This window comes from Gloeobacter kilaueensis JS1 (assembly GCF_000484535.1).
Classification (GTDB): domain Bacteria; phylum Cyanobacteriota; class Cyanobacteriia; order Gloeobacterales; family Gloeobacteraceae; genus Gloeobacter; species Gloeobacter kilaueensis.
This window is the reverse complement of the sequence record NC_022600.1, coordinates 324,018-348,462: the sequence shown is the minus strand read 5'-3', so window position 1 is coordinate 348,462 and position 24,445 is coordinate 324,018. Positions and strand designations below refer to the sequence as shown.

At 60.4% G+C, this 24,445-nt stretch carries 25 protein-coding genes; 11 read left to right on the top strand and 14 right to left on the bottom strand.

Going from position 1 to position 24,445, the window contains the following annotated elements; genetic code table 11:
• Positions 1-24: 24 nt before the first annotated feature.
• From GKIL_RS22080 to queC, 4 genes are all read right to left on the bottom strand, one after another.
• Entirely contained in the window at positions 25-732 is a 708-nt protein-coding gene (locus GKIL_RS22080; RefSeq protein WP_023171577.1) for an outer membrane protein, read from the bottom strand.
• Between the two features lie 118 nt (positions 733-850).
• Positions 851-1,264: a hypothetical protein gene (locus GKIL_RS01520; protein ID WP_023171576.1), complete on the bottom strand. Its 414-nt coding sequence runs from the start codon at positions 1,262-1,264 to the stop codon at positions 851-853.
• On the bottom strand, positions 1,264-1,908 hold the full coding sequence (locus GKIL_RS01515) for a 7-carboxy-7-deazaguanine synthase QueE (protein WP_023171575.1): 645 nt from the start codon (positions 1,906-1,908) through the stop codon (positions 1,264-1,266). Before GKIL_RS01515 ends, GKIL_RS01520 begins: the two co-directional genes overlap by 1 nt.
• Positions 1,905-2,609: a 7-cyano-7-deazaguanine synthase QueC gene (queC, locus tag GKIL_RS01510; protein ID WP_041243651.1), complete on the bottom strand. Its 705-nt coding sequence runs from the start codon at positions 2,607-2,609 to the stop codon at positions 1,905-1,907. Before queC ends, GKIL_RS01515 begins: the two co-directional genes overlap by 4 nt.
• Positions 2,610-2,799: 190 nt before the next feature.
• Between queC and petC the strand changes: the two genes are divergently transcribed.
• Together petC and GKIL_RS01500 are read left to right on the top strand one after the other, a co-directional pair.
• Positions 2,800-3,357: a cytochrome b6-f complex iron-sulfur subunit gene (gene petC, locus GKIL_RS01505; protein WP_023171573.1), complete on the top strand. Its 558-nt coding sequence runs from the start codon at positions 2,800-2,802 to the stop codon at positions 3,355-3,357.
• A gap of 27 nt (positions 3,358-3,384) precedes the next feature.
• Positions 3,385-4,425, top strand: a complete 1,041-nt coding sequence (locus GKIL_RS01500; protein ID WP_023171572.1) for an apocytochrome f — start codon at positions 3,385-3,387, stop codon at positions 4,423-4,425.
• Here GKIL_RS01500 and GKIL_RS01495 read toward each other — a convergent pair whose 3' ends face one another.
• Positions 4,426-5,166, bottom strand: a complete 741-nt coding sequence (locus GKIL_RS01495) for an LmeA family phospholipid-binding protein (protein ID WP_023171571.1) — start codon at positions 5,164-5,166, stop codon at positions 4,426-4,428. It abuts the gene before it with no gap.
• Positions 5,167-5,365: 199 nt separating this feature from the next.
• Between GKIL_RS01495 and GKIL_RS01490 the strand changes: the two genes are divergently transcribed.
• Entirely contained in the window at positions 5,366-7,078 is a 1,713-nt protein-coding gene (locus GKIL_RS01490; RefSeq protein ID WP_023171570.1) for an HAD family hydrolase, read from the top strand.
• On the opposite strand, the gene grpE is transcribed toward GKIL_RS01490, so the two are convergent.
• Entirely contained in the window at positions 7,079-7,678 is a 600-nt protein-coding gene (gene grpE / locus GKIL_RS01485; protein ID WP_023171568.1) for a nucleotide exchange factor GrpE, read from the bottom strand. It abuts the gene before it with no gap.
• Between the two features lie 152 nt (positions 7,679-7,830).
• Here grpE and tig point away from each other — a divergent pair, with 152 nt between their 5' ends.
• A complete protein-coding gene (tig, locus tag GKIL_RS01480; protein WP_041244210.1) occupies positions 7,831-9,252 on the top strand; it encodes a trigger factor in 1,422 nt (473 codons plus the stop codon).
• Between the two features lie 23 nt (positions 9,253-9,275).
• Positions 9,276-10,595 (top strand): ATP-dependent protease ATP-binding subunit ClpX, encoded by a 1,320-nt coding sequence (clpX, locus tag GKIL_RS01475; protein ID WP_023171566.1) that lies wholly within the window; start codon positions 9,276-9,278, stop codon positions 10,593-10,595.
• A 110-nt stretch (positions 10,596-10,705) separates the two neighbouring features.
• Here clpX and GKIL_RS01470 read toward each other — a convergent pair whose 3' ends face one another.
• Entirely contained in the window at positions 10,706-11,068 is a 363-nt protein-coding gene (locus tag GKIL_RS01470; protein WP_023171565.1) for a hypothetical protein, read from the bottom strand.
• Between the two features lie 261 nt (positions 11,069-11,329).
• Positions 11,330-12,358 carry an IS110 family RNA-guided transposase gene (locus GKIL_RS01465; protein WP_023171280.1) on the bottom strand — a complete coding sequence of 343 codons (1,029 nt, stop codon included), beginning with the start codon at positions 12,356-12,358 and terminating at the stop codon, positions 11,330-11,332.
• Between the two features lie 401 nt (positions 12,359-12,759).
• On the opposite strand from GKIL_RS01465, the gene GKIL_RS01460 reads away from it, so the two are divergent.
• The gene (locus tag GKIL_RS01460) at positions 12,760-13,239 is read left to right on the top strand and encodes a hypothetical protein (protein ID WP_051382588.1); all 480 of its coding nucleotides are present in this window, start codon (positions 12,760-12,762) and stop codon (positions 13,237-13,239) included.
• Here GKIL_RS01460 and GKIL_RS22075 read toward each other — a convergent pair.
• A complete protein-coding gene (locus tag GKIL_RS22075; protein WP_187293871.1) occupies positions 13,229-13,762 on the bottom strand; it encodes an NUDIX domain-containing protein in 534 nt (177 codons plus the stop codon). The genes GKIL_RS01460 and GKIL_RS22075 overlap by 11 nt on opposite strands.
• Before the next feature lie 186 nt (positions 13,763-13,948).
• On the opposite strand from GKIL_RS22075, the gene GKIL_RS01450 reads away from it, so the two are divergent.
• The gene (locus GKIL_RS01450; RefSeq protein ID WP_023171562.1) at positions 13,949-14,434 is read left to right on the top strand and encodes an NUDIX domain-containing protein; all 486 of its coding nucleotides are present in this window, start codon (positions 13,949-13,951) and stop codon (positions 14,432-14,434) included.
• A 52-nt stretch (positions 14,435-14,486) separates the two neighbouring features.
• Here the strand turns inward: GKIL_RS01450 and GKIL_RS22070 are convergent, their stop codons facing one another.
• Positions 14,487-15,737 (bottom strand): SRPBCC family protein, encoded by a 1,251-nt coding sequence (locus GKIL_RS22070; protein WP_023171561.1) that lies wholly within the window; start codon positions 15,735-15,737, stop codon positions 14,487-14,489.
• Positions 15,738-16,180: 443 nt separating this feature from the next.
• Positions 16,181-17,512: an Nramp family divalent metal transporter gene (locus GKIL_RS01440; protein WP_023171560.1), complete on the bottom strand. Its 1,332-nt coding sequence runs from the start codon at positions 17,510-17,512 to the stop codon at positions 16,181-16,183.
• Positions 17,513-17,633: 121 nt separating this feature from the next.
• Here GKIL_RS01440 and GKIL_RS01435 point away from each other — a divergent pair, with 121 nt between their 5' ends.
• A complete protein-coding gene (locus GKIL_RS01435) occupies positions 17,634-17,951 on the top strand; it encodes a hypothetical protein (RefSeq protein ID WP_023171559.1) in 318 nt (105 codons plus the stop codon).
• 166 nt (positions 17,952-18,117) lie between these two features.
• On the top strand, positions 18,118-19,407 hold the full coding sequence (locus GKIL_RS01430; protein ID WP_187293870.1) for an MFS transporter: 1,290 nt from the start codon (positions 18,118-18,120) through the stop codon (positions 19,405-19,407).
• Here the strand turns inward: GKIL_RS01430 and GKIL_RS01425 are convergent.
• From GKIL_RS01425 to GKIL_RS01415, 3 genes are all read right to left on the bottom strand, one after another.
• Complete coding sequence (locus GKIL_RS01425) at positions 19,389-19,895, bottom strand: sterol desaturase family protein (protein ID WP_023171557.1); 507 nt, start codon at positions 19,893-19,895, stop codon at positions 19,389-19,391. The two genes, GKIL_RS01430 and GKIL_RS01425, sit on opposite strands and share 19 nt — an antisense overlap.
• Positions 19,896-19,993: 98 nt before the next feature.
• Positions 19,994-20,839 (bottom strand): hypothetical protein, encoded by an 846-nt coding sequence (locus GKIL_RS01420; RefSeq protein ID WP_023171556.1) that lies wholly within the window; start codon positions 20,837-20,839, stop codon positions 19,994-19,996.
• A 138-nt stretch (positions 20,840-20,977) separates the two neighbouring features.
• Positions 20,978-23,227 carry an adenosylcobalamin-dependent ribonucleoside-diphosphate reductase gene (locus GKIL_RS01415; protein WP_081705349.1) on the bottom strand — a complete coding sequence of 750 codons (2,250 nt, stop codon included), beginning with the start codon at positions 23,225-23,227 and terminating at the stop codon, positions 20,978-20,980.
• Positions 23,228-23,636: 409 nt separating this feature from the next.
• On the opposite strand from GKIL_RS01415, the gene GKIL_RS01410 reads away from it, so the two are divergent.
• Together GKIL_RS01410 and GKIL_RS01405 are read left to right on the top strand one after the other, a co-directional pair.
• Positions 23,637-23,804 carry a PCP reductase family protein gene (locus GKIL_RS01410; protein WP_041243650.1) on the top strand — a complete coding sequence of 56 codons (168 nt, stop codon included), beginning with the start codon at positions 23,637-23,639 and terminating at the stop codon, positions 23,802-23,804.
• On the top strand, positions 23,804-24,442 hold the full coding sequence (locus GKIL_RS01405; protein ID WP_023171553.1) for an LON peptidase substrate-binding domain-containing protein: 639 nt from the start codon (positions 23,804-23,806) through the stop codon (positions 24,440-24,442). The genes GKIL_RS01410 and GKIL_RS01405 overlap by 1 nt, the downstream gene beginning before the upstream one ends.
• Positions 24,443-24,445: the final 3 nt, after the last annotated feature.

The following is a 24,445-nucleotide window of genomic DNA, read 5'->3' as shown; positions in this document are numbered from 1 at the left end:
TAGCAGAAAAGCCGGGCCGTTCACCTAAAGATTGAAGCGCAGTCCGAGTTCGACGTTGTGAATGGCCTGGCCCCCAACATCGATCGCTGTACCGAAACCTGTGGCAGCTGCCGGGAAGGTGATCGAGGTGGTGCCAAAGAAGCGGTAGCCCAAAAGCAGTTCGAGTTCGGGGGAGAGGCCAAAATTCACTCCGGCGCGGGCCTGGTAGGCAAATAGCCCCTGGCTGAAGCTGCCGCTGCCCGTGTAGTTAAAGCTGCTGTAGCCGATGCCCACACCCAGGTAGGGCCGAATCGCAGAACCGGTGTCGAAGTCATAGTAGAGGTTCACCAGACCAGCAAAATTTTCGGCTTTGCTATTGGTCGTAATCGGGGACAGCGGTGCGAACACCGGCGGTCCGGATGTAAACCCCAGCGAGCCAAAAACAAATCCCCGAGTGCCGGGCACGTTCGAGTTAAAGTACGAAAATTCCAGATCGGCGCGGAGGTTGTTGGAGAAGCGATAACCGACCGCCAGGCCGACGTTGAAGCCTGTATCTGGGGCGAAACGGAACCCACTGCTGCTCTGGGCGGTGGGAAAGGCGGCACCCCCTTTAATGTCGATGTAGAGTGGGCGTCCCAGTTGGTAGGCGGAGGGCGGCGCGCTCTGGGCCAGCGCTGCCATCGGGATGCTCACAGTCAGGATGCCAGCCAAAACGAGCGCCTGGCCCGAAAGGCCAGCCTTAGGCACAAACATGTATTACTCCTCACAGTTTTGAAGGGCAGCCCCGGAGGGCCACAGAAGAGTGTATCAGAAAGATCGAAATTCCATACAGTTCTTCTGCCCGAAAGTGCCAATCTACCAGGCGTGTCCGCTAGCGGTCCGGGTGGGCCAGCCGCAAGATTGTCACCCGCTCCGGCGATTCGGCGACGCTCACTGCCAATAGCTGAACGTGGCTTTCGAGGGGCAGCGAGGCAAAGTAGTGGCACAGCTCCTCGGTGGTGCCGTGGGGGCAGAGCGGGCAATCGTTGAGCACAGGCGGTATTGCGGCTGTCCAGCGCTTGAGCTGCTCTTCGAGGGCAACCATGTCGAGGCCGTAAAGACCGGTGGGCGGACGGAAGGCAGCCAGTTCGAGGGTGACGGTAAATTCGTGCTCGTGCCGGTCGTGCCAGAGGGGCGGGTTGGCGTGGCGGCGACGAAAACCGGCGGCGATCCGGTACTCATAGCGAATCGTACCGGGATATACCTGCCGGTCGGGGGCGACTACCGTCAGGTAGGGCGCTTCCATCAGGGCACCTGAATGTACTTGTGCAGCTGGACCGAGAGCCGGTAGCGGGGATAGTTCCTGAGCAGCGAGAGCGTTAGAGGCAGGGTGCGCTCGCGCTCCTCCCATTCCGGCTGCAGCGAGACGGGCACACCGGGCAGCAGGTAGGGGCGGTAGTACTCGACTTCTTCGCCCGTGGAAATCACGATCTTGACCTCATTCGCCCGCTGCCAGATTTCAGGCCGCACCGGGTAGCGCGGCGAGAGGTGCTGCTTGGGACTGAGGGTCACCCAGGCCCAATCGGCCACCGGCTGATAGAACGCGCCGGAAGTCTCGATCGAGACGGCCCGGCCACTTTTGCCGATCGCTTCTACGAGGGCGACGATGCCCGCGTGGAGAAAAGGCTCACCCCCCGAGATCACCGTGCGGGGCGATTGCAGGGCGGCAACCAGTTCGCCTATCGTTCGCCGCTCGCAGGGCAGGTGGGAGCCACCGCCCGCGTAACCGGTGTCGCACCAGGGGCAGCCCACCGGGCAACCATAAAGACGAATAAAATCGACCAGCGTCCCCGCCCAGTAGCCCTCGCCCTGGATCGTCGGGCCAAAGCACTCCTGGACAAGCAGGCTCTGGGTGGCAGTGCTCAAAATCGGTGTGGTGGATGTATTCACAGTTTTATCGGCTCTTTTCGATATTTCCAGATCGGATCGGCAATCTTCGCTTCTCGAAAACCCCGGTCGCGGAGAATGCAGGCGTGGCATCGGCCACAGCCGCCTCTTATTCCTTGATAGCAAGTATGGGTCTGCTCCAGCACCTCCTCGAAGCGCTCGCCCAACACTTCGGCGCTGAGGCGGACGGTTTGAGCCTTGCTCAGATGCATCAGGGGCGCATGGATGCGCAGGGCCGCCGGATCGCCGTAGATGCCCTCTCCCAGCGCCTTTGCCATCGCATCGATAAAAAGCTGGCGGCAGTCCCAGTAACCGGCAAAATCTGCCTCGCAGACGCCGATAAAAATGTCGCGGCAGCCCAGGCAGTAGGCGCGGTTGGCGGCGATGGTGAGAAACAAAATATTGCGCCCAGGAATAAACGTCGGCTCCACACCGCCGGGCAACTGCTCGGGCGAATCGTACTCGCCAACGGGGGCGTCGCTCACGAGGGGACTGGTACCCTTGAGCACCGGGCCCAGTCGGATCACCTCCTGTCCCGCTAGAGCCAGCGCTTCGCTCACGGCTTGGGCACTTTCAAGCTCGATGGCGTGGCGCTGGTTGTACTCGAAGGTAACGGCGTACACCGCGTCGAACTGCCGGCAGGCCAGAGCCGCGCAGGTCGTCGAATCCTGCCCGCCGGATAGAACCACCAGTGCCTTTTTCACCGCCCACCCGCCGGTCGCTACTCTGCAATCTTAACCTCGCAGGCCCGCTCCCCTGGCCGCACCGGCCCGCCATGAGTGCTCATGCAAAGAAATGTTAATCTCTGTTAAGCAATTGTTCGCAATCTCGGGGATCAGTCGTTAATATCTTTTCAAGTCCTTTTGTTACAGCACACTCCTTAAAGGGAGAACCATGAGCGAATCTGCAGCACAAGAGATCTCGATGGGCCGCCGCCAGCTGCTCTCGTACGTGACGGGCGGGGCGATCGCGGCTACGACCCTTGCCGCCCTTTATCCAGTTGTTCAGTATTTTCTGCCGCCTTCCAGTTCGGGCGGCGGCGGTGGGGCGACAGCCAAAGATCGCGCCGGCAAAGACATCGCCGTCGATAAGCTCCTCGCCGATTCTGCTCCCATCGACCGGGTGATCAGTCTCGGCATCGATGTCAACGGCGGCGATGCGACCTACATCGTCATCAACGACAAGCAGATCGCCAACTACGGCATCAACGCCGTCTGCACCCACCTTGGCTGTGTCGTACCCTGGGACACTGGCGCGCAGCTATTCAAGTGCCCCTGCCACGGTTCACAGTACAATGCCGACGGTAGCCTGCACCGTGGTCCGGCCCCGATGCCCCTTGCCCTGGTCAAGGCAGCGGTCCAGGATAACCATGTCGTCTTTTCGCCCTGGACCGAGCAGGATTTTCGCTGCTCGGATCTCTGGTGCAACAAAGATCCGTACTGGAAGAAGTAAGCGACGCAGATTCGGGTGGAGAATGCAATGAAAAAGCAATGGATGGCCTGGGCCCTGGTTGCGGCGGCGGGCCTGTGGAGTGTGCCTCAAAAGGCTTCAGCCTGGCCGGCGTTCGCCGCCGCCTACCCGGAGGCGCGCGACGCCTCGGGCAAAATTGTCTGCTCGAACTGTCACCTCGGCCTGAAACAGACCGAGGTCGAGTTTCCGCAGTCGGTCGAGCCGGGGCAGGTGTTTAATCTCAAAGTCAAGGTGCCCTGGGATCCCAAAGTCCAGGAAGTCGGCGCAGACGGCAGCCCGGCAGTCGTGCAGTTGGGCGCTTATATTCAGCTGCCGAAGGGCTTTAACCTCGCCCCCGAAAAAGAGTGGGACAAAGAAGCGAAGGAGGCGATGGAGAAGTACCCCGCCGTACAGCTCTACGCCGACAAGCCCGAAAAGCTCAAGGAGCACCCGACCACCTACATCATCAATCAGATCGGCTCCGACCAGGTCAAAGACCAGGAATTTATCGTCCCGATCAAAGCGCCCGATCCGAACGCTAAGGGCGTGAGCAAAGAGGAGCGGGTAAATTTTGGCAAGTACTCGCTCTACGTCGGGGCGAACCGGGGCAGAGGCCAGGTCTACTCCAACGGCACTGCGAGCAACAATGCCCAGTACACGAGCCCCGTCGCCGGTACCGTGGCCAACATCGAAAAGGGCGTCAAGGTTACAGCCAAGCTCCAGTACGGCCTCGGCACCGAACCGGTCGATTTTGAGTACGAGAACGGCGAGCGGGTGACGATCACCGACGAGAAGGGAAAGCCGACCGTCGTCAATATTCCCCCCGGACCGAAGCTGCTGGAGACGCTCAAAGTCGGAGCCAAGCTCAAGGCGGGCGACCCCCTCACCAACGACCCGAACGTCGGTGGCTTTGGTCAGGAGGAGGGCGACATCGTGCTTCAAGATCCGCAGCGGGTGACCTGGCTCATCGCCTTTTTGGCGGCGGCCTTCGTCTGCCAGTTGCTGCTCGTTCTCAAGAAAAAGCAGGTCGAAAAAGTCCAGGAGTACGAGGCGGAGAAGCAGGGACTCTAACTAGCTCGGAAACTGCTCGGCGTAGATCTCGACGGTAAGATCGATTTCACCCCGGCGCACTTCGAGCGTCTGGAGGCGCAGGGACATCCCGTCCAGCTCGAAGTTGCTGATGTTGCCCAGTTCGTTCGCCTTGACCTGCAGTCCAGCCGTCAGCTCGGGCGAAAGATCGCCGCCTTCGGGGTACTGAATGTCTTCGAGGGCGATCCGATTGCCCGAGCGCACCAGACGGGCGGTGAAGGTGACTTCTTGGGTCTCGCCTGTCTGGTGGATGGAGAGGCGCGAGCGCATCCAGAGGCGCTCCTCGCCCGGCAGCTTCGCTTCGACCTGCTGGACATCGACGCTGAGCGCTCTGCCCTCGGCTTCGATCTGCAAATTCTGCAGCATCCCCCGGATGTACTCGGAGTTGAGCGAGCGGTTCAAATCGGCCTCGGTAAGCAGGACGCGGGCGGTCGCTTCGGTGGGCTGCTCCAGTTCGATCTTGCCCAGGGCGGCGGCGAGGGGGTTAATCGAGATGCGGCCCGCCTGCACTTCGAGCTTTTCGACGCGCAGATCCTTTTGCATCAGCAGCCCTTCGCCCTCGACGCTCACCGCCTCGACTTCTCCCTGGATGAGCTTGAGGGGATTGGTCTTGATCGCCACGTCCATCTTCTCGACGTCGCGCAACTGGCTCGTCAGGCCCATTTCTGCCGCCTTGTTGAGTGCCTGCTCCGCCAGACCGGGCTGCTTATCGTTCTCGGGCATCGGTGCCGCCTTTTTATCACTACGCCCAACACTGTAGAGTCCTCCCAACTCGCCCCGGAGCTACATTCCGATAGAGACCGCGCCGCCTGCTTGTCTGTCGGTGGTAGGAACCGGGCACGAATCTCTCCTTGGACACATCCGCTTCGCCAGATTGTCATCGGACACTGAGGGCACTGTCTGAGCCCAAGGCGGACCTTTTATGCACTACCTGGCTCTGGCCTGCGATTACGACGGCACCCTCGCTGCCGATGGCCGCGTGGACGAAGCTACCCTCCAGGCGCTGCGAAAATTGCGCAATTCTGGTCGCAAGTTGCTCTTGGTGACCGGGCGCGAACTGGAGGATCTCGAACGCGCCTTTCCGCACCTCGAACTTTTTGAGCGGGTGGTAGCCGAAAATGGGGCGCTTCTGTATCGGCCTGCCAGCCGCGAGGCGGTGCCGCTGGCCGCTGCGCCGCCGGAAGCCTTTGTCGAGCGGCTCAAAGAACAGAACGTCTCGCCGCTGTCGGTGGGCCATGTGATTGTGGCCACCTGGGAGCCCAACGAGACGGCGGTGCTCGCTGCGATCCGCGACCTGGGCCTTGAGCTGCAGGTGATCTTCAACAAGGGGGCGGTGATGGTCCTGCCCGCCGGGATCAACAAGGCAAGCGGCCTCGCGGCGGCTCTAGCAGAACTGGGCCTTTCTCCTCACAACGTCGCAGGTGTCGGAGACGCCGAAAACGACCACGCTTTTTTGAGCGCCTGCGAGTGCGCCGTCGCCGTCGCCAACGCCCTGCCGGCCCTCAAGGATCTGGCAGATTTTGTCACCGGGGGCGCGCGGGGGGCAGGGGTGATCGAACTTATCGAGCGGCTGGTAGAAAGCGATCTGGCCGATATCGAGCCTTCGATCAGCCGCCACGACATCCTGCTCGGCAACCGCGAGGACGGCTCAGAAGTGTATCTCAGACCCTACGGCACGAGCGTGCTGCTCGCCGGCACCTCCGGCGGCGGCAAGACGACTTTTACGACCGGGATGCTCGAACGACTGGTCGAGCGCGGTTACCAGTTCTGCATCATCGACCCGGAGGGCGACTACGCCGAATTCGAGGGGGCACTCGTGATCGGCGACAGCCACCAGCCGCCGGTACCAGAAAAGGTCCTCGAATTGCTTGAGCGGCCCGATCACAACGTCGTCGTCAACCTCCTCGGTATTCCACTCGCGGATCGGCCCGCCTTCTTTGCGGACCTGCTGCCGCAACTGCAGCAGTTGCGCGTCCAGACCGCCCGGCCCCACTGGATCGTCGTCGATGAGGCGCACCACCTGCTTCCTTCCACCTGGGATCCGGCGACCCTGACCCTGCCCCAGGCGCTCAAGGGCATGATCCTGGTCACCGTCCATCCGGAGAGCGTCTCACCGGCGGCCCTGCTGCCGGTCGATAGCGTCTTTGCCGTCGGTCAGACGCCTGAACGGACGATCGGCGCTTTTTGTGAGGCGATTGGCCGCGTCCCCCCCGATCTAGAGCCCCAAAAACTGGAGCCGGGGCAGGTATTCGCCTGGCACCGCACCGGCGACGGCCAAACCGAGCGCTTCGAGATCAAGCCGCCCCAGATGGAGCGCCGCCGCCACCTGCGCAAGTACGCGGAGGGGGAATTGGGCACCGACAAGAGCTTTTATTTTCGCGGCCCCGACAATCGCCTCAACCTGCGCGCCCAGAATCTGGTCCTCTTTGGCCAGCTTGCCCAGGGCATCGACGATGAGACCTGGCTGTTTCACCTCCAGGCTCACGATTACTCCCGCTGGTTTGGCGAGGCGATCAAGGACCGGGATCTGGCCGACGAGGTGGCCCAAGTCGAATCGGAACCCGGCCTCGATGCCGCTCAAAGCCGCGAGCGGATCTTAGAGGCGATCCAGAGGCGCTACACCGCTCCAGCATAATCAGGCCGGGTGCGCCGGTACGGCCACCTTGACCATCGCCGGGCGCAACACGCGCTCGCCCAGGCTGTAGCCTTTTTGCAATTCGGCGACGACCGTTTCCTGGCTCACTTCACTCGACTCCTCCCGCAGGATCGCCTCGTGCAGAGCCGGGTTGAAGGGCTGGCCCACCACCTCAAGGAGCTGGACGCCCTGTTTTTCGAGGATGGCAAGAAACTGGCGGTAGACCTGCTGGTAGCTGTTGTGTAGCTTTTCTTCGCGCTCGTTTTCGGGCTGGACGTGGGTGCGGGCCCGATCGAAGTTGTCGAGTACCGGCAGAATCTCCTGCAGTAGCCTTGCGGAGACGAACGCGCCGAGTTCGTCCTTCTCGCGCTGGGTGCGCTTGCGGAAGTTGTCGAAGTCGGCCAGCAGCCTGAGATATTTCTGCTCCTGCTCGCCCAGCTTTTCTTGCAGCTGGGTGTTTGTGGCGGCAAGTTGTTCGAGTTGGGCAGCCTGGTCGATGTCGCTGCCTGCTGTTCCCGCCGGATCGCCGGTGGGCGGGGCCGCCGCTGCCGCCGTTACGGGCGGCTGGGAGTTCTCGGTTACACTCTCGTTCTCTGCCATTGCTCTTGTGCTTAAAATGCTTTGCTGTCGATCTTAACCTCGTCTTGCTGCAGCTTCGTCCCCGTCTGCGCAGTCGGCAGCGCGGCAATGGAGCGTGTACAATGGGCCTCTGTCTGGCCTGCTGGCCGCCGTCCTTCATATTTTTTGAGTCGATGAAAGTTACGCAAGAAAAACTCCCGCGCTCCCAGATGGGCCTGCTCGTCGAAGTCGAAGGCGACAAGTCCAAACAAGCCTACGAAAAACTGGTGAGCGACTACGTGCGCAAGGCGCGCATTCCTGGCTTTCGCCCCGGCAAAGCGCCGCGCCAGTTGGTGCTGCAGTTTTATGGCAAGGAGCGCCTCAAAGCCCTTGCCCTCGAAAATCTCATCGACTCCTCGATCAAAGAAGCGATCGAACAAGAATCGATCGCCTCGCTGGGGAACCTGCAACTGCGCGACTCGTTCGAGGAATTGCTGGGCCGCTACCAGCCGGGCGAACCCTTGAGCTTTAACGCCGCCGTCGATGTCCAGCCGGAGGTGACGCTGGGCACCTACACCGGCCTCACCATCCAGTACAAAGAGGTGCCCTACGACCCGGCCAGTGTCGATGCCACCCTCGAACGCTACCGCGAGCAGCGCTCGGTGCTGGTGCCGGTCGAAAACCGCCCGGCGGAGGCGGGTGACACGGCGATCATCGACTTTAGCGGCAGCCGCAGAGACGACGGCAGCGAGATTAGCGGAGCTAAAGCCAGCGATTTTGAAGTCGAGCTGGTGCCGGGCCGCCTCATCGCGGGCTTTACCGAGGGCATCGTCGGCATGAATATCGGCGAGAGCAAGTCCCTCGATCTCACCTTCCCGGCGGACTATCCCCAGACAGAACTGGCGGGAGTCGAGGCGCGCTTTGAGGTGACGCTTAAAGACCTCAAGATCAAAGACCTGCCTGCCCTCGACGACGATTTTGCCAGCGACATCAGCGAATTTGATTCGCTTGAGGCGTTAAGAGAATTTCTCGAAAAGCAGCAGCAGGAGCAGGCCACCGAGCAGACCCGCGCCAACCGCGACGCGGCGATCATCAAGGCGATCGTCGAGCAGACGACCGTCGATCTGCCCGATACGCTCGTCAACCGCGAAGTGCAGTTTCTCGCCGAGCAGAGCATCCGCGACCTGCAGCAGCGCGGCATCGATCCGAGCCGGATCTTCACCGAAGAGAACATGCCCCGGCTGCGGGAGACTTTAAGAGGCGACGCTGAAAATCGCCTCAAGCGCACCCTCGCCCTCGCCCAGGTGGCCCGCCTCGAAAACCTCCAGGTCGATGAATCCCAGGTAAGTGAGCGCGTCGAGCAACTGCGCGCCGATCTCGATGAGCCGGTCTCCGAGCAGGCGCTCGCCGATTTTGCCCGTGAGGAAATGCTCACAGAGAAGATTTTGGACTGGCTCGCCGGGCATTCTACAATAGAGGTGCTTTCGCCGGAGACGGCAGAAGCGGCCCCCAGCGATGATCCCTCCCTCTCCTCCGAGGCTGTCTCTTCGCCCGGCGAAGCAGACAACAGCGATGTGGAGTCACCCGCACCCGGCGAATCGCCTCCCGTTCAGTAAACCCTTGCAACCAAGGCGGCCCCATGCCCAAGTACGACTCCCATCTCAAGTGCTCCTTCTGCGGCAAGTCCCAGGAGCAAGTCCGCAAGCTGATTGCCGGGCCTGGGGTCTATATCTGCGATGAGTGCGTCGAACTGTGTAACGAGATTCTCGACGAAGAACTCTTTGAAGGGGCGACCCAGCCACAGCCGCAACCAGCCAAGGTCAAAGCCGGTTCCCGCGAGCGCCGCCGCGAGCCGTCCCTTAAAAAAATTCCCAAGCCCCAGGAGATCAAGTCCTTCCTCGATCAGCACGTGATTGGCCAGCAGGAAGCCAAAAAGATCCTCTCGGTGGCCGTCTACAACCACTACAAGCGCCTCAGTTCCAAGCTCGAAGAAAACGGCGACGAAGTCGAAATTTCCAAGTCCAACATTCTGCTCATCGGTCCCACTGGCTGCGGCAAGACGCTCCTGGCCCAGACGCTCGCCGATCTGCTCGATGTGCCCTTTGCGATCGCCGATGCGACCACCCTCACCGAGGCGGGTTACGTGGGCGAGGACGTCGAGAACATCCTGCTCAGGCTCCTGCAGGTGGCCGACGGCGACGTCGAGCGCGCCCAGCGCGGCATCATCTACATCGACGAAATCGACAAGATTGCCCGCAAGTCCGAGAACCCCTCGATCACCCGCGACGTGTCGGGCGAGGGTGTCCAGCAGGCGCTCCTCAAGATGCTCGAAGGCACGATCGCCAACGTGCCTCCCCAGGGTGGGCGCAAGCACCCCTACCAGGAATACATCCAGATCGACACGACGAATATCTTGTTTATCTGCGGCGGTGCCTTCGTCGGCCTGGAGCGGGTGGTCGAGCAGCGCAGCGGCAAGCGCGCCATGGGCTTTGTTCAGGCGGGCGGCGAACCCCAAAACCGTGAAAAGCGCCTGGTCGAATCGCTCAAGGCGCTCGAACCCGACGATCTGGTCAAATTTGGCCTCATCCCCGAATTTATCGGTCGCATCCCGACCATCGCCGTGCTCGAACCCCTCGACGAGGAGGCGCTCATCGCTATCCTCACCGAGCCCAAAAACGCCCTGCTCAAGCAATACCAGCGCCTGTTGCGCATGGACGCGGTCAAGCTCACCTTCGAGCCCGAGGCGATCAAGACCATCGCCCAAGAGGCTTTCCGGCGCAAGACCGGGGCGCGTGCCCTGCGCGGCATCGTCGAGGAGTTGATGCTCGAGGTGATGTACGAGATCCCCTCGCGCTCCGATATCCGCGAATGCATCATCACCCGCGAGATGGTCGAGAAGCGCTCGACCTCCGAGTTGCTCATCCTGCCCAGTTCCCTGCCCAAGCCCGAATCGGCGTAGCATCACAGGTGTTCGCCCAAGACGCTCACCGCTGGGGTGGGTGGCCTATCGCTGCGCGGGACGTCAGGAGTTACAAGGAGCGCTTGATAAGCCGAAAATCATATCGCAGATTATAGAGCCAGGAAGGCTGCAAAAAGCCTGGAAATTTCTGCTTTGAGCGCTGCGATAGCTGTTTCAAGAGAATCACACAATTCTGTGTTCAGTAAGTAGGAGTCTCCCTCTTCCGTGCTGGACCAGAAGTAAGCATGTTGGCCTACCGTCAGGCTTCCACGCCATTGGACTTGGTAGATATAGAATGTGATGAAGAAGTCTTTAGTCCAGGGCCCATCAGGCTTGAGGACGAACTGGCCCCACAGGGAGAATCCAGGGCACTCGCTGCTCACTGTGTTCTGGTACTGCCAATTGCTGAGGTTGGGAAATGCAGCTTTTACTGTCTCTATTGCAGCATTAATTTCGTTCTCAGTCAGAAGCATCGACGTTTAACCTTCACTGCTAAGGAGACGAAGCGAAAAAAGCATCAGGTTTTGGGCTGGATGGGGGAAGCGGGCTTTTTGGGAGTTGGTTGTTCTTTTGCGCTTTTGGGTATTGCTAAAACCGTCCCCCACCCCTCCACACCCCCCCTGCCCCCCCTCTCCTCCCCTGCCCCCCGAATGGGGGGCTGCCCCGCCGGGCAGAGGAGAAGAGATACGGTATTGAGAGTCAAGCAGCCTCCTCCTTTCTTCTCTTCCTCCGCCCTACTGCAAGCAAACCAACCTGCCGTGCTCTGCATCGAAAGGCGTGTCTGTTTTCACAACCGCCCAGGCAATGTGTAAGAGTTTGCGAGCCGCAGCGCAAAGCGCTACCTTTGCCGGTTTACCGGCTGCTCGTAGCCGCTGGTAAAAGCTTTTAATCTGCTGATTGCAGCGGATCGCACTCAAGCTCGCCATATACAGCGCCGTGCGTAAGCGGGCATTGCCTGCATGGCCGATGCGCTCTGGTCTATGAAGGCTGGTGCCGCTACGGTGGGAGCGGGGAGCGAGACCCGCGTAGGCCACCGCCGCTTCCACCGTTGCACAGCAGCCGAAGTTGAGGGTACTCACCAACACCCACCCAGCGGTGACAGACCCAATGCCTTTGATAGTGCGCAGCTTGGTTGCAGCTTGATGCCAAAGCGAGTCTTGGGCGAGCAGCGCTTCTAGCTGAGCTTCCATCTGCGCAATCTGCTCATCGAAGGTGTGGCTCAACTGCTCCAGACTCGCTTGTACCGCCGCCACCACCAACGGAAATTGCCGCAGAGCGTGCAACTGGTTGTGCAGTTGTTGGCGTTGCTGCAGCAAGGCATCGCGATGCTGCAGGCGCTGTTGGAGTTGGTAATAAATCTCAGGCGGCGGCTGCCAAAGACCAGGTTGCAGGGCGGCAGCGAGTTGGGCAAGCGTCTGGGCATCAAGCGCATCGCTTTTGGAACGCTTGAGCAGTGCCCTGGCAAAGTAATGAGACTGAGCGGGGTTGACCACACTGACGGCAAAACCTTTGAGCGCCAGAAATGTGGCCAGTCGCATCCAGTAGGAGCCTGTGGCTTCGATGACCACTAACACCTCAGCGGCGGTGGGACAGACGGCGAGTAAGCGTTCGGCCAATTGGCAGTGTCCTTCGGGGGTTTGGGGCAGTGTGATGGCAGCGGTAGGCTTTGCGTGGGTGAGCAGCCAGGCGGCAGTGACAGTGAGTGCCGCCACATCAATACCGACAAATAGCTGATAGTCGTTTTGTGAACCGTCTCGCTGCATGAGTGTCTCCAGTTGAAGCTTCAGAGGAGGTAGGCAAGTTCCGCAGGACGGCAAAAGTCTAGCCTCGTGATACGTGGTCAGTGCCACTCGATACGGTTCAGCTTTGCCGGTCCTTGATAGCGGGGGACAATCTCTTCCACGCGGTCAAAGCCGCAAGGGGGGGCACAGTCCTCACCGCTACCTTGGAACCAATAGCAATATACGAGGGGGGGTTCACTGTAACTGGGCTGCGGGGGGGATGGGTGGAGTCAGTGGCAGGCTCGTCTTGTTTTTCTTCTGCTGCAAGGGACGCAGTGCTGCCGCTCCTATCGCTGCTGTCTATCCAGATGCAGAGCCCACCCGCCGCTGTGCTAACAATAGACGACGATCCTGCCTGTAGATCGCTTGTGAGAAAGTTTTCGGTGTTTCTGGCACCACTTCTCGTCTGTGCTGCCGCCGTCTCGGCCCAAGTGGCATCGCCGGGTACTCAGCGGACCGAAACCTACTGCAACAGCCGTTTTGGTTTCTGTCTAAGCTACCCAGGAGGGTTGTTCGTGCCTCTGGGCGAGGCAGAAAATGGCACTGGCCAACGCTTTGTGACTCGCGACGGTCAAGCGGAGTTGCGCGTCTGGGGCTTTACGAGCGCCATGCTCGATACGACGCTCAAAATCGAGTACCGCGAGGCGGGCCGCAGCGACACCGCTTCCCACCGGGTCGTCACCGCCAAAGAACTCAAGGACAATGCCTTCGTCGTCTCCGGTTTCGAGGGCCATTGGTGCTTTCATCGCAAGATGATTTATAAAGACGGCGTCTTCAAAAATCTTTTTTTGCAGTACCCCCGCGAACAAGCAGCATTCTTCGACCCGGTGGCCGCCCGGCTCCTCGCCGCCTTCAAAGACTAGCACCCGCCAGGTACCAGGCGGCGATCGTCATCCCGCACCAGATATCCCCGCCGCGAATGCGCTCGGGAATGCTCGCCATCGTCACCACCTCAGCAGCAGTGATCTCGAAAGGATCGCTATTGGCGAGGGGAGCAGCGTGCAAATCCCGGCACAGGTACACCGAGCACCACTCGTCGGTGAGCCCCTTGCAGGGGTTGAAGCCGCCCAGTTCCTGCCAGTGAGCGGCCCGATAGCCGGTTTCCTCCTGCAATTCGTCTTGAGCACAGGCGAGCGGTGTGCGCCCCGCCTTACAGCCGCCTCCCGGAAATTCGAGACTGGTGCGCCCGTTCAAATAGCGGTACTGGCGCACCATCAGCACCGTCTGCGCGTCGAAGAGCGGCACAGCGAGGACCGAACCCGGCGTATGGACGTAGTAATAGTCGCTCGCCTCGCCATTTGGAGCCAGGTAGCGATCGCAGCAGTAGCTCCAGTAAGGGTTGGCCGCCAGCGTCCGGCGCTCGAGGGTCCGCCACAAACTTTGCATTTCCGACTCCATCGCCATGCCCATGAAAACAGCGCGGGAATGAGATTAGCACTCCTCGCGCTGCTAGCCAACAGTGCATGCGCAATGCGCTCAGTATAGCAAGAAAAATCTTTACTGCCGTGGCTCCCTTGACGGGAAGAGGCGATTGCCGCGACAATGGCCTGTCCAGCAGTGTTTTGTCTATCTATGAAGCGTATTCCACCGAAGGCCGCGCCTGCTAAAACCGAACGGCCCTATATTCCCCAGCCGCTCTACGATCAGATCCTGTCCAACCTGCCCATCGCCTGCGTGGACGTGGCGATCGTCGCCCAGGGCGCGGTCCTGCTCGTCAGGCGCAAGGTGCCCCCAGCGATGGGCCAGTGGTGGGTACCCGGCGGACGGGTGCTCAAGGACGAGATGATGAAGGACGCCGCCCGGCGCAAGGCGCTCGAAGAAGTCGGCATCGATTGCCACGTCGGACCCATCATCCACACAGCCGAGACCATCTTCCCGGATGGTCCTTCTGGGATTGCGATCCACAGCATCAATAGCTGCTTTTTTCTCTATCCGGTGGAGGCGAACGCGGTGCCGGTGCTGGACGGCTTTCACCTGGAATATCGGTGGGTGCAGGCGATCCCAGAGGGACTGCACCCCTACGTGATTAAATGCCTGATGGCGGCAGGACTGGAGTAGCAAAACCGCCCGGAAGATTGACCTGTCCTCCGGGCGGCAGCTCCAGAGGCGGTCAGCTCTGCTGGCGATGGCCAGCTGCTTCGTCCTCGCGCGGGTCGAGTTCTTCGCTCGTCCGCTCATGCATGGCCGCCTCGCGCAGGACCTGCTCCTCGCTCTTGGCAGGCTGCTCGGCGATGCGCGCCCCCGGCACGCCCCCGGCAAATTTGGGCGAGACCTTCTCCTGACTCATCTCACTCTCGCTGCCACCGACAATCGGGTTGTCGTTGACACTCGGAGCGGCGGTGACGCGCTCCAGATAGTCCGAGCGCTCCGGCAGGCCCTTGCTCGGGATCTGGCCGGTGGTCTGGGTCTCGATCGGTCCGTGGGTGGAGCGCCAGGCTTCAAAACCGTCTACGTAGTCGAAGACGCGGCTGTAGCCGATGGCACGCAACCGCTCGGCGGCCAGAGCGCTCAAGCCGTCGCCGCGATTGGAGTAGACGATGATCTGGCGGTCCCAGCCGGAAGTTTCGGGGGCTGTAATCTGCTGGATGCGCTCTTCGAGCGACTCCAGCGGCGCAGCGGAAGCGCCCTGGATGTGGGCCTGTTGGTAGTACTCGAGGGGCCGCACATCGAGGATCGTAAAGGCGACTTCGCCCCAGGCAAGCCGGTTGCCGAGCTCGGTCGTCGTGATCACCCCCGGATACGGAATGTGGTTCATCTCGTACTCGCCCCGCTCGATCTTGCTGGGCAAAGCCTGCTCGGGGATGCCTTCGTCGATCAACGTCGCCTGCATCGCCGCGTCGAGCGAGTCGCCCTCGCCGCGTCTGGCGAGGATGCGCGCATAAAGTGCCTCGCAGAGATCTTTGAAGCGCGAAAGGTCTTCTTCTAGTGCTTCATCGAAGCGCTGCTTGTACCAGACGGCCTCCGCCACATCGCCTAGAAAGCCCAGGGGCGGGTTGTAGCCAATCTGGAGGGTCAGCGTCGTCGTGCCCTCACCGGCGGGCTCGGTCGCCTCGTTGCGCTCGAAGGTGAGCGAGCCGCTGTTCTCGAAACCGTCTACCGAGCGCCAGGCAATGATCCGGTTGGGGGTGAGGTTGGTAATTTCGGCGTTCCAGGTCTGGCTGGTGCCAAGAAACTTGCCGGTCCACTGCTGGAGCAGACGGTTGCTCGGATCCACTCTTACCGCCTCTATATGACGGAAATAGCGGGGGAATTTTTCAAACTGCGTCCAGAGTGCGTAGGCAAGCTCTGGAGGCGCGGCAATCTCGATACTGACTCGATGATTGCCATGGGCTGCAACGGTATCGCTTGTACCGATTGCCATAAGAACCTCCTGGCTTTGGGAGCAAAATTCGTTCTCTTTCCAGCTTCACGAGAAGTTGTTGCGCTTACATCCGTCGATAGTGTGAGATAATTCTCTGTCCGCCAGGACTGCTGCCGCCTCAGTATTTGGTAGTACGCATTCCGGTAGAAACAGCTCCAGAATTTGAGGCATAGATAAAGTTTTTGCCATACGTTCTCAACCACTGTCCAGGCTGATGAATCTTTTAAAACCCTGGTCCAGAGCAAACAGTCTTCATCTGCCAACTTCGGATTTTCCAAAAAGTCGGATTCTATAAGAACCAGGCAGTCTCAGAAACCGATAAATCATCGTCCGCTCCCTCCCTTTGCCCCTTCGTCCCAGGGCAAGGGGTGGCCAAACTCACCAACTTCAGCCGGTCGTTGCGCCTGATTTCGGTTGGGTCAGGGCAAGGATCAGGGGATTTCCTAGACAGCCGGATTCGAGACAAACAGAATCTGGATCAAAAGCCAGGCGTTCAGCCCGGCGATGGCGAATCCGGCCATCCAGGCGAACGCCTGTATCCAGGCGGGGCTGGTGAAGCGGCCCATCAAAGCCGGGTTCGCCGTAAAAAGCAACAGCGGAAAGACAGCGAAGGGCAACTGCAGGCTCAAGATCACCTGGCTGAGCACGAGCATCTTGCCGATGCTGCCCTCGCCAAAGATCAAGATGCCGCACAGGCCGGGAATGATCGCGAGGGCACGGGTCAACAGCCGCCGCAGCCAGCAGGGAATGCGCAGATCGAGAAATCCTTCCATGACGATCTGGCCTGCGAGGGTACCGGTAAAAGTCGAACTCTGGCCAGAGGCGAGCAGGGCAAGGCCAAACAAAAAGCTCGCTGCCCCGGTGCCCAGTAGCGGTGCCAGGAGGCGATAGGCATCTTGAATTTCGGCCACCTGCTGGTAGCCCCGAAAGTGAAAGCTGGCCGCCGCCACGATCAAGATCGCCGAGTTGACGAGCAGGGCAGCGAAGAGGGCGATGGTAGAATCGACCGTCGCAAAGCGCACCGCCTCGCGCTTGTCCTTGTCCCAGGCACGGGTCTGGACGATGGCGGAGTGCAGGTAGAGGTTGTGGGGCATCACCGTCGCCCCCAGGATACCGATGGCGAGGTAGAGCTTGCCGGGATTTTCGACGATGCTGAGTTGGGGAAGATAACCCGCCGCCACCGCTCCCCAGTCCGGCTTTGCAAGGACGATCTCAGCAATAAAGCACAGGCCAATCGTGGCGATGAGGCCGATAATCATCGCCTCCAGCCAGCGAAATCCCCGGCTCTGCAGAGCGAGAACGACGACGATATCGAGGGCAGTAAGGCAGACTCCCCAGGCAAGCGGCAGGCCAAAGAGCAATTTGAGCGCAAGGGCGCTTCCCAGCAACTCCGCCAGGTCCGTAGCGACAATCGCGATCTCAGCGAAGACCCAGAGCACAAAGTTGAGGCGGGCCGGAAACTGGGCCCGGCACATCTGGGCCAGATCGAGGCCGGTGGCCAGTCCCAGGCGGACGCTGAGGGTCTGGAGCAGCACCGCAATAAAGTTTGAAATCAAGATTACCGACAATAGCCCATAGCCGAACTGCGATCCGGCGGCAATGTCGGTGGCCCAGTTGCCGGGGTCCATGTAGCCCACCGCCACCAGATAGCCCGGCCCCAGAAAGGCCAAAAAGCGCTGCCAGGTATTCGCCCCTTCCGGCACAGAAACCGTCCCCTCGATCTCGGAGGGACAAAAAGGCGCAGTTGGAATTTTAGGCAGTTGCCAGCGGCCCATCGCACAAACCCTACGTCCCTCCAGGCTAACGGCATTGCCAGATTGGGCGGTACAACGAAACGGCAGATCTGGTCTGCTCCTCAGACCCGTGGCAAGATAACAGTGCGCTGAGAATAAGCCCATGAACCTGCGTCCGATGCACTTTGACGGAGCCTTTGTCCTGGAGCCGGAAGCAAAAGAGACCCTCTTTGCCCTGCTCACAGGTGAGGCTTTCTCTGCTCAGATCTGTGCTGCGACCGGCTTACCGGCGGTGCAGTTTACGGAGTTACTTTTTCAGCCGGTGCCCTACAGCCCCCAGACACCCTACGGCATGGCCCGCGAGTTCGAGCCCTACTACAAGTCCAGCGAGTACGTCGTGATCAACGTTCCGGCAAACTTTCTATTCAAGGCGCAGATCAGCAAACCGAATCGCCTGTGCGCCATCTACCGCAAGGGTTAATCGGACGCAGCGTGAGCAAATTTTTTGTGAACTTTAATAATGTTTAGATGCTGTTGAGGAAAATTTTGCAGAACGGCTGAGAATAAGACATACTTTATATATCGTTGTCGTCTTCCCGACTGCGATCGAGGTGAAATCGGGGCATTCTGAGAGCATGAGCGCTCCGGTGCGTTTATCGATCTGGCCCTACCTGCTGGGGGTCTTCGGCTACACGGTGGCCGACGCTTTTTTGCAGACGTGGCTGACAATCTTCTTCGTGCCGCCGGTGGAGCGGGGCGCGGGGCTCGTCGATCCCCAGAGTTTTGGCAATGCCTTTTTGGCCGCACGGGTATTGGAGGCGGTGGCCAATCCGCTGGTCGGTTTTTGGGCAGCGCGATCAGGGCGGCCCTGGCTTTTTCTGGCGCTCGGGGCGATTGTCTTCGGCGGTGTGGGTATGGGTTTATTCTGGCTTCCCGAATTTATTCAGACAGGCGGGGGGATCGGCGTCTGGCTTTTTGGTCTGCTGCCTTTGATGACCGTGGGCCAGGCGTGCTTTATCGTGCCCTACCTGGGCCTCATCCCGACTATGGCCGAGAGCCCCGGCAAGCAGGTCAGCCTCACCAACACCCAGGCGCTGTTGATTCTGGTGGCGGTACTGGTGGGTCAGGTGCTCTCCGGCATCGCCCTCAAGTACCTGGGAGGCCGCCTGCCGGTGACGGCCCTGTTCTTTGTCGGTGGCGCAGTCGCTGTCATGGTGCTCTGTGCCCTTTCGGTGCGGCAATTGCCGACGGTGGCAGCGGGGGGACTGGCCTTAAAAGAAATGGGGACGATCCTGCTGGGCAACCGGGGCTTCCGGGCTCTGGTGGCGATGTTGTTTGTTTTCTGGCTGGGCTTTTCGATGGTGCGCACGGGAGCGACGTACTTTGTCACCGTTCTACTGGGCCAGCCGAAGGAGGCGGCAGCAACCTATCTGGGCATCTTGTTTGCGACGACGCTCCTCTCTGTGCTCGCTGCCCGCGTCCTCACGCCGAAGCTGGGCAAACGGCAGATCATGCTCGTGGCGCTCGTCCTGTTTGCCTGTCTATTGCCGCTGCTGGCGACGATTGGCCAGTCGGTGGGCGGGCTTTCTCCCACGGGCTGGGCCTCGCTCATCTTTGCCGCCCTCGGTTTACCCCTGGGCATCTTGAGTGCCGTTCAAAATCCGCTGGTGGCCGAGCAGGCCGAGCAGGACAGCCTGCCCAGCGGCCAGGGGCGGGCCGCTCTGTTCTTTGGCCTGCAGGGTTTTTTGATCAAGGTGAGCTACGGCCTGGCGGCAGCCCAGTTCGGCTGGCTGCAGGCCACCTTCGGCTATACCCCGGCCCATCCCCTCGGCATCCAGTTGGTCGGGCCCGTGGCAGGAATGCTGGCCCTGGCCGCTGCCGGAGCCTTTGCCTTTTACCCCAGCGGTCTGGATACGCTTCAACCAGCAAAAAAGTAGCGCCGTCGGTTGAGCCGCCAGCGCCGCAGTTGCCTCAGCCAGAGGCGAGCGGGAGCGTCAAAGAAGGTAAAGATGTCGCCGTAGGCCGTATAGCTGTTGCAGTGGTGCTGCCAGTGCTGCTCGGGTGTGGTGATCCCAAGCCAGCCGCACAGCTTTGCAATTGCTCTGGGCGTCTGCCAGCCCAGGGCCGTCGTATGCCGCCACCAGACGTGAAATTGCCCGAAGGCCAGACCCAGAAGCACCCCCGGCCCGCTCAGCGGCCAGAACACTGCCGCCACCAGCAGGTAGGGCAATGCCCCGAGAATGCCGTCGAGCATTACCACCGGTTTTCCAGATAGCACCGCGTAGTGGCGAAAGTTTTTGCGCGGGGCGTGGTGGACCTGGACGTGCAATCGACCGAGGACGTGTTCAGGAACGTGATAGCAGAAAGTAGAAACGCCATCACCGATAACCAGCAACAACCAGGCCAACGCGATCGCTTGGAGCATCTCTTCTCCTCGCACACTACTGCTAGCGTAATAGCTAAAGGTAATGATTCGTTGAAGGGAAGATTAAGACAAGGTTGCGGTGGGGCTGCAGGGGTCCTCTACGCCGATCTGGAGTGGGGCTGGGGGGAGGGCCACAGTGAGAGAAGCTGAGAGGCGAGCCCGGCCAGAGTCGGCATCAGCTGGGGGCGCAACAGCCGCCTGTCGAAGGCTGTCATCCGCAGCTCCTGCTCCTGGAGGCAGGTGCGGATGAATTTTTCGGGAGTCAGGTCGATTGCAAAAGATGAGATGCCGTGGGCGGTAAATCCGGGTGAATTGGCAGTCCCGCTTGCAAAGCCGCTGACCAGCCGGGTCAGCGCCTGGCCGTAGTACCAGAGCGAGCGCAACGAACGGATGATTTCTGCTCCCTGGCCCGTGCGAATCTGGTGGTAGGCAGCCCAGTTGATGAAGTAGAGGTTGTGGCGCGTTTCTTCGTCGATGAGCTGGTTGAAGATAGCGAAGATCTTTTCAGGAAAGATATGGGCGTCGGCGGCCAGACGGTACATGCCGAAGGCAAAGAACGAGTCGAGGCACTCCTCGTAGCCGAGGGCCATAAAAGCGTCTTCGAGGTCGGCAGGCAGTGGCTCGACCGGGCGCAGGCGAACTTTGATGTCGTAGGTGCGCATCAGCCCCTCGATCAAGCGGGCGTGGCGGGTCTCCTCGACGCCCTGCATGGCGATCGCCTCGCGCACGAGCGGATCGTCTACAGTCTCGGCATAGGCGCTCACCAGGCGGCCCGCCTGAATTTCGCGGTAGAGTGCTTCCTCCCAAAAAGGAATGCTGCGCACCAGTTCAAGGGCCGGCTCGTCCAGTTCCGGCCAGGGCATCTCCAGTGGATCGTATTGCTTGTGCGTATCGATGATGCTGCGACAGAACAATTCCTTATGAGTGACAGATCCGAGTTCCATTGGCCCTCCTGTAGCCGGTAGACACGCACCGTGAATCTGAAAGCTCCGCCCCCTGGGCGACAAGCATCCAAGATCCAAGCATACCAAGCTAACCGGACAAAATTGAGGCTCCAGATCAGCTCCAGGCGGGCCGGGGATTCAATTTTTGATGAAGCACTGGGAGTAGGAGTCGCTGCGCACCACCAGCAGCCTGCGACCGTTCTCGCGCCTCCAGATCTGGTAGTGCAGCACACCGCCGCCGCAGCCGCCCTTGAACTCGCTGCTGGTCCAGTCATCGATCGGCGCTTGCTCGCTCAGGTACATCGGCCCGTCATCGTAGTGAATGCCGATGAGCGAAGCCGCCTGGGACACCTCCTCGTCGAGCATCGCCGGCCTGACATCGCCCGCCAGGAAGGGCCGGGGCAGCATCGGGTCGTTGCCGTTGCCGTTGCCGTTGTTGCTTATCTGGGTGGGCAGGATGATCGCCGGTTTGTCATCCTCGATCGCCCCGATCTTGACCGGTTCCGATTCGAGGGTGCCTTCGCGGTAGACGGTGATCCCCTTGAGGCCGTTGCGCTCAGCAAAGCGGTACATCTCCTTGATCTCTTCGACGGTGGTCTCGCCGCTGCAGTTGATCGTCTTTGAGATCGACGAATCGACCCACTGCTGCCAGCGGCCCTGGGCCAGTACGTGCCACTGCCAGGGAATCTCGCGCGAGATCTTGAAGGCCGCTGCTTCCTCCGGCTGGGCAAGAGCAAAGGCTGTCCCCTGCAGGGAGCCGGTCTTGAGCACCAGATCGCGATCGGCTTCGCTCAGATGCAAATCCTCGACGTAGGGGCTGAGAATCTGTACCCAATTTTGCTGGGAGCGCGAAGCATCGACGTAGACCTGCTTCCAGATGGTGAGGCCAAAGTCGGGCTCGAAGGCCCAGGAGCAGGCCGCCAGTTGGGCAATCGAACCGGTAGGAGCGATCGACAGAACCGTCGAGTTGCGCCGGGGCATTTGGGTGAGCGGCAGGTTTACCCTTGCTGCCTCATCGCCGCTGTAAAAGTTGCCCGCAGCGTCGGTCCAGCGCTCGAAGGGATTGCCGGTGCGCACGTCCTTGATCGCATCCCAGATGCCGCAGGTACCCTTCTCGGCTGCCAGTGCCTCGGAGGCGCGGTAGGCCCGCTCGGCAATAAATCGGCCCACACGGTCGATCTCCTGCAGGTGCAGCTGCGAGTCGTAGGGAATGCGGCGCACCTTCAGCCAGTCCGCCCAACCCATGATCCCCAGGCCCAGCTGGCGAAAGACCTGACGGACGTTGTGCTTCTGGGCCGGGGTGGCAAATTCGGCGACATCGAGCACGTCGTCGAGAAAGCGCGTCGAAATCTCGATCGTCCGGCCCAGATCGTCCCAGTCGAGCTGTGCGCCCTGCTCGGTGTGATACACAAATCGAGAGATCACAATCGAACCGAGGTTGCAGGCAGAGTTCGGAGGGAGCCAAATTTCGCCGCAAGGATTGGTAGTTGTAATGAAATTTCTTAGCGGCGAGCGCCGCCTGGCGTTGTCACTTAGCAGGAGACCCGGATCGGCGGTGTCGTGGGCAAATTCGGCAATTTTGTCCCACAGTTCGACGACCGCTGGATCGCCCGCATCGAGCCGCTCAAAAAATTCGTCGTCCACCTGCACGGAGATATTGGCGTTGTGCCAGCGCCGGTCCCGCGTGCCCTGGGGCGAGAGGTGGGTTTCTTTCCAGGCGGTGCCGAGTTCGGATCGAATCTGAGCGAGCCGGGCATTTTTTTGCTCGTCGCTCAGGCTCCTATCGACCACCAGCTCCGCCATCTGTTCGAGTAACTGGCGGGCGGCCTGGGCGTCCATTACCGACTGGGTCTTTGCCTGAACAAATTCCTGCACGTCCGGATGCTTCCAGTGCATTGAGAACATAAATGCACCTCTGCGACTTTTATTTCCGGTAGTGATCTTCTTGGAAGTCTCGGAAATCATGTCCAGAACGGCGCACGGCCCGAGCGCCTTGCCATCGGCGAAGGGGAAGCCCTTGGGACGAATATAGCCTTTTTGGCCTTCTGCACCGATGTTGATGCCGACGCCGCCCCTGAACTTGGTGGTGAGGATGGCGTCGGTGACCAGTTTGGCGATGTCTTGAATGTTGTCCTCGGCGGAGAGCACGAAGCAGTTGAGCAGGCCGTGGGTGCCATGATCGGAGTTGGCCAGGATCGAGCCGCCCGGAATCATCTTCATCGGTGCCAGGACCGAGTAAAACTTTTGCTCCCACTCGCGCTGCAGCTCAGGCGTTTTCTCTGCACTGGCCACAAAGCGCGAGACGCGCCGACAGACCTCTTCCCAGCTGTGCTCGTCCGCGACGAGATACTTTTGAAGCACCGCCTTCTGGGCTTCCGAAAGCACCATCTGCTGCTCCAGGCTTCCTGCCCCATCCATCGCCATAGCGTGTGCTCCTCAAATGCTGCCTATCCGAAATATCGAAAATCCGCATCTAGTGCCCGAAGCTGCGGATATCGGATATGGAACACTTTATTTGGCCTGCCCACCGGCGTCAACCGCCTGCAAGAGGAACACCGGGTGGCGGGCGGGCAGAATCCGCCTACAACCGCTCTTCAGCCCGCCGATGTTTTTGGCAATTTTTATGTCTTTGGCGTCTTGCTCTCTATTTTAGGGCTTTTGAGGACGTTTGTCATCAGGACGGAGGCGGGGGCGCACCGGGTCCGGTTTCGAGAATGTAACAGGGGTTTAGAATGAAGGAACACAGGAGGGCTAAGACGTGCATCCTGAATTGTTCGAAGAGAAAAATGTAGGGGGGATGGACGAGCTGCGCTGGACGCCGCAGGCACTTGTCAAGCTGCGGAACATTCCTTTTTTCGTCCGCTCCCAGGCCCGTCTGCGCATCGAGGAATTGGCCCGTGCCAGCGGGGCGGACCTCGTCACCGTCGAACTGGTCCAGCAAGCCCGTTTGGAGTTTGGTCAGTAATGAGTCTTTCATTCTCACTCGCCGTCCAGGAGCTGCCGCTATTTCCTTTGCCAGATGTTGTGCTGTTTCCAGGACGCCCCCTGCCGCTGCATATCTTCGAGCCGCGCTACCGGATGATGATGAACACGGTGCTCGACACCGATTGCCGCTTCGGGGTGCTCTTGTGGGATGGAGAGGCCAGGCAGCCGGCGCGGGTGGGTTGCTGTGCTGAGATCACCCAGGTCGATCGCCTGCCGGATCACCGCATGAACGTGATGACCGTGGGTGTCAAGCGTTTCAGAGTGCTCGAATATACCCGCCAGAAGCCCTATCGGGTCGGACTTGTACAGTGGTTAGAAGATGAGCCCCTGGAGTCGGATCTCTCGGCGCTGAGTTTCGAGGCAAAGAAACTTCTCGCCGATGTGGTGCGCCTGTCCAGTAAGCTGATGGAGAAGCCCATCCCGCTGCCGACACTGCCGGAGGATCCTCTGGAACTTTCCTACTGGATCGGGGGAAGTTTCTACGGTGCCGCAGAAGAGCAACAGGCTCTATTGGAACTGCAGAACACTTCCCAGCGCCTCCAGCGCGAGATCGACATTCTGCAGACGACCCTCAAGCATCTGGCAGCCCGGACGGTTCTCAAAGATACCTTGAGTTAACGG

What these genes read in the sequence shown, in the direction of transcription:
- GKIL_RS22080 (WP_023171577.1), bottom strand. Translation starts at nt 732, where the DNA reads ATGTTTGTGCCTAAGGCTGGCCTTTCGGGCCAGGCGCTCGTTTTGGCT.
- GKIL_RS01520 (WP_023171576.1), bottom strand. Translation starts at nt 1,264, where the DNA reads ATGGAAGCGCCCTACCTGACGGTAGTCGCCCCCGACCGGCAGGTATAT.
- petC (WP_023171573.1), top strand. Translation starts at nt 2,800, where the DNA reads ATGAGCGAATCTGCAGCACAAGAGATCTCGATGGGCCGCCGCCAGCTG.
- GKIL_RS01500 (WP_023171572.1), top strand. Translation starts at nt 3,385, where the DNA reads ATGAAAAAGCAATGGATGGCCTGGGCCCTGGTTGCGGCGGCGGGCCTG.
- GKIL_RS01495 (WP_023171571.1), bottom strand. Translation starts at nt 5,166, where the DNA reads ATGCCCGAGAACGATAAGCAGCCCGGTCTGGCGGAGCAGGCACTCAAC.
- GKIL_RS01490 (WP_023171570.1), top strand. Translation starts at nt 5,366, where the DNA reads ATGCACTACCTGGCTCTGGCCTGCGATTACGACGGCACCCTCGCTGCC.
- grpE (WP_023171568.1), bottom strand. Translation starts at nt 7,678, where the DNA reads ATGGCAGAGAACGAGAGTGTAACCGAGAACTCCCAGCCGCCCGTAACG.
- tig (WP_041244210.1), top strand. Translation starts at nt 7,831, where the DNA reads ATGAAAGTTACGCAAGAAAAACTCCCGCGCTCCCAGATGGGCCTGCTC.
- clpX (WP_023171566.1), top strand. Translation starts at nt 9,276, where the DNA reads ATGCCCAAGTACGACTCCCATCTCAAGTGCTCCTTCTGCGGCAAGTCC.
- GKIL_RS01470 (WP_023171565.1), bottom strand. Translation starts at nt 11,068, where the DNA reads ATGCTTCTGACTGAGAACGAAATTAATGCTGCAATAGAGACAGTAAAA.
- GKIL_RS01465 (WP_023171280.1), bottom strand. Translation starts at nt 12,358, where the DNA reads ATGCAGCGAGACGGTTCACAAAACGACTATCAGCTATTTGTCGGTATT.
- GKIL_RS22075 (WP_187293871.1), bottom strand. Translation starts at nt 13,762, where the DNA reads ATGCAAAGTTTGTGGCGGACCCTCGAGCGCCGGACGCTGGCGGCCAAC.
- GKIL_RS01450 (WP_023171562.1), top strand. Translation starts at nt 13,949, where the DNA reads ATGAAGCGTATTCCACCGAAGGCCGCGCCTGCTAAAACCGAACGGCCC.
- GKIL_RS22070 (WP_023171561.1), bottom strand. Translation starts at nt 15,737, where the DNA reads ATGGCAATCGGTACAAGCGATACCGTTGCAGCCCATGGCAATCATCGA.
- GKIL_RS01440 (WP_023171560.1), bottom strand. Translation starts at nt 17,512, where the DNA reads ATGGGCCGCTGGCAACTGCCTAAAATTCCAACTGCGCCTTTTTGTCCC.
- GKIL_RS01435 (WP_023171559.1), top strand. Translation starts at nt 17,634, where the DNA reads ATGAACCTGCGTCCGATGCACTTTGACGGAGCCTTTGTCCTGGAGCCG.
- GKIL_RS01425 (WP_023171557.1), bottom strand. Translation starts at nt 19,895, where the DNA reads ATGCTCCAAGCGATCGCGTTGGCCTGGTTGTTGCTGGTTATCGGTGAT.
- GKIL_RS01420 (WP_023171556.1), bottom strand. Translation starts at nt 20,839, where the DNA reads ATGGAACTCGGATCTGTCACTCATAAGGAATTGTTCTGTCGCAGCATC.
- GKIL_RS01415 (WP_081705349.1), bottom strand. Translation starts at nt 23,227, where the DNA reads ATGGTGCTTTCGGAAGCCCAGAAGGCGGTGCTTCAAAAGTATCTCGTC.
- GKIL_RS01410 (WP_041243650.1), top strand. Translation starts at nt 23,637, where the DNA reads ATGGACGAGCTGCGCTGGACGCCGCAGGCACTTGTCAAGCTGCGGAAC.
- GKIL_RS01405 (WP_023171553.1), top strand. Translation starts at nt 23,804, where the DNA reads ATGAGTCTTTCATTCTCACTCGCCGTCCAGGAGCTGCCGCTATTTCCT.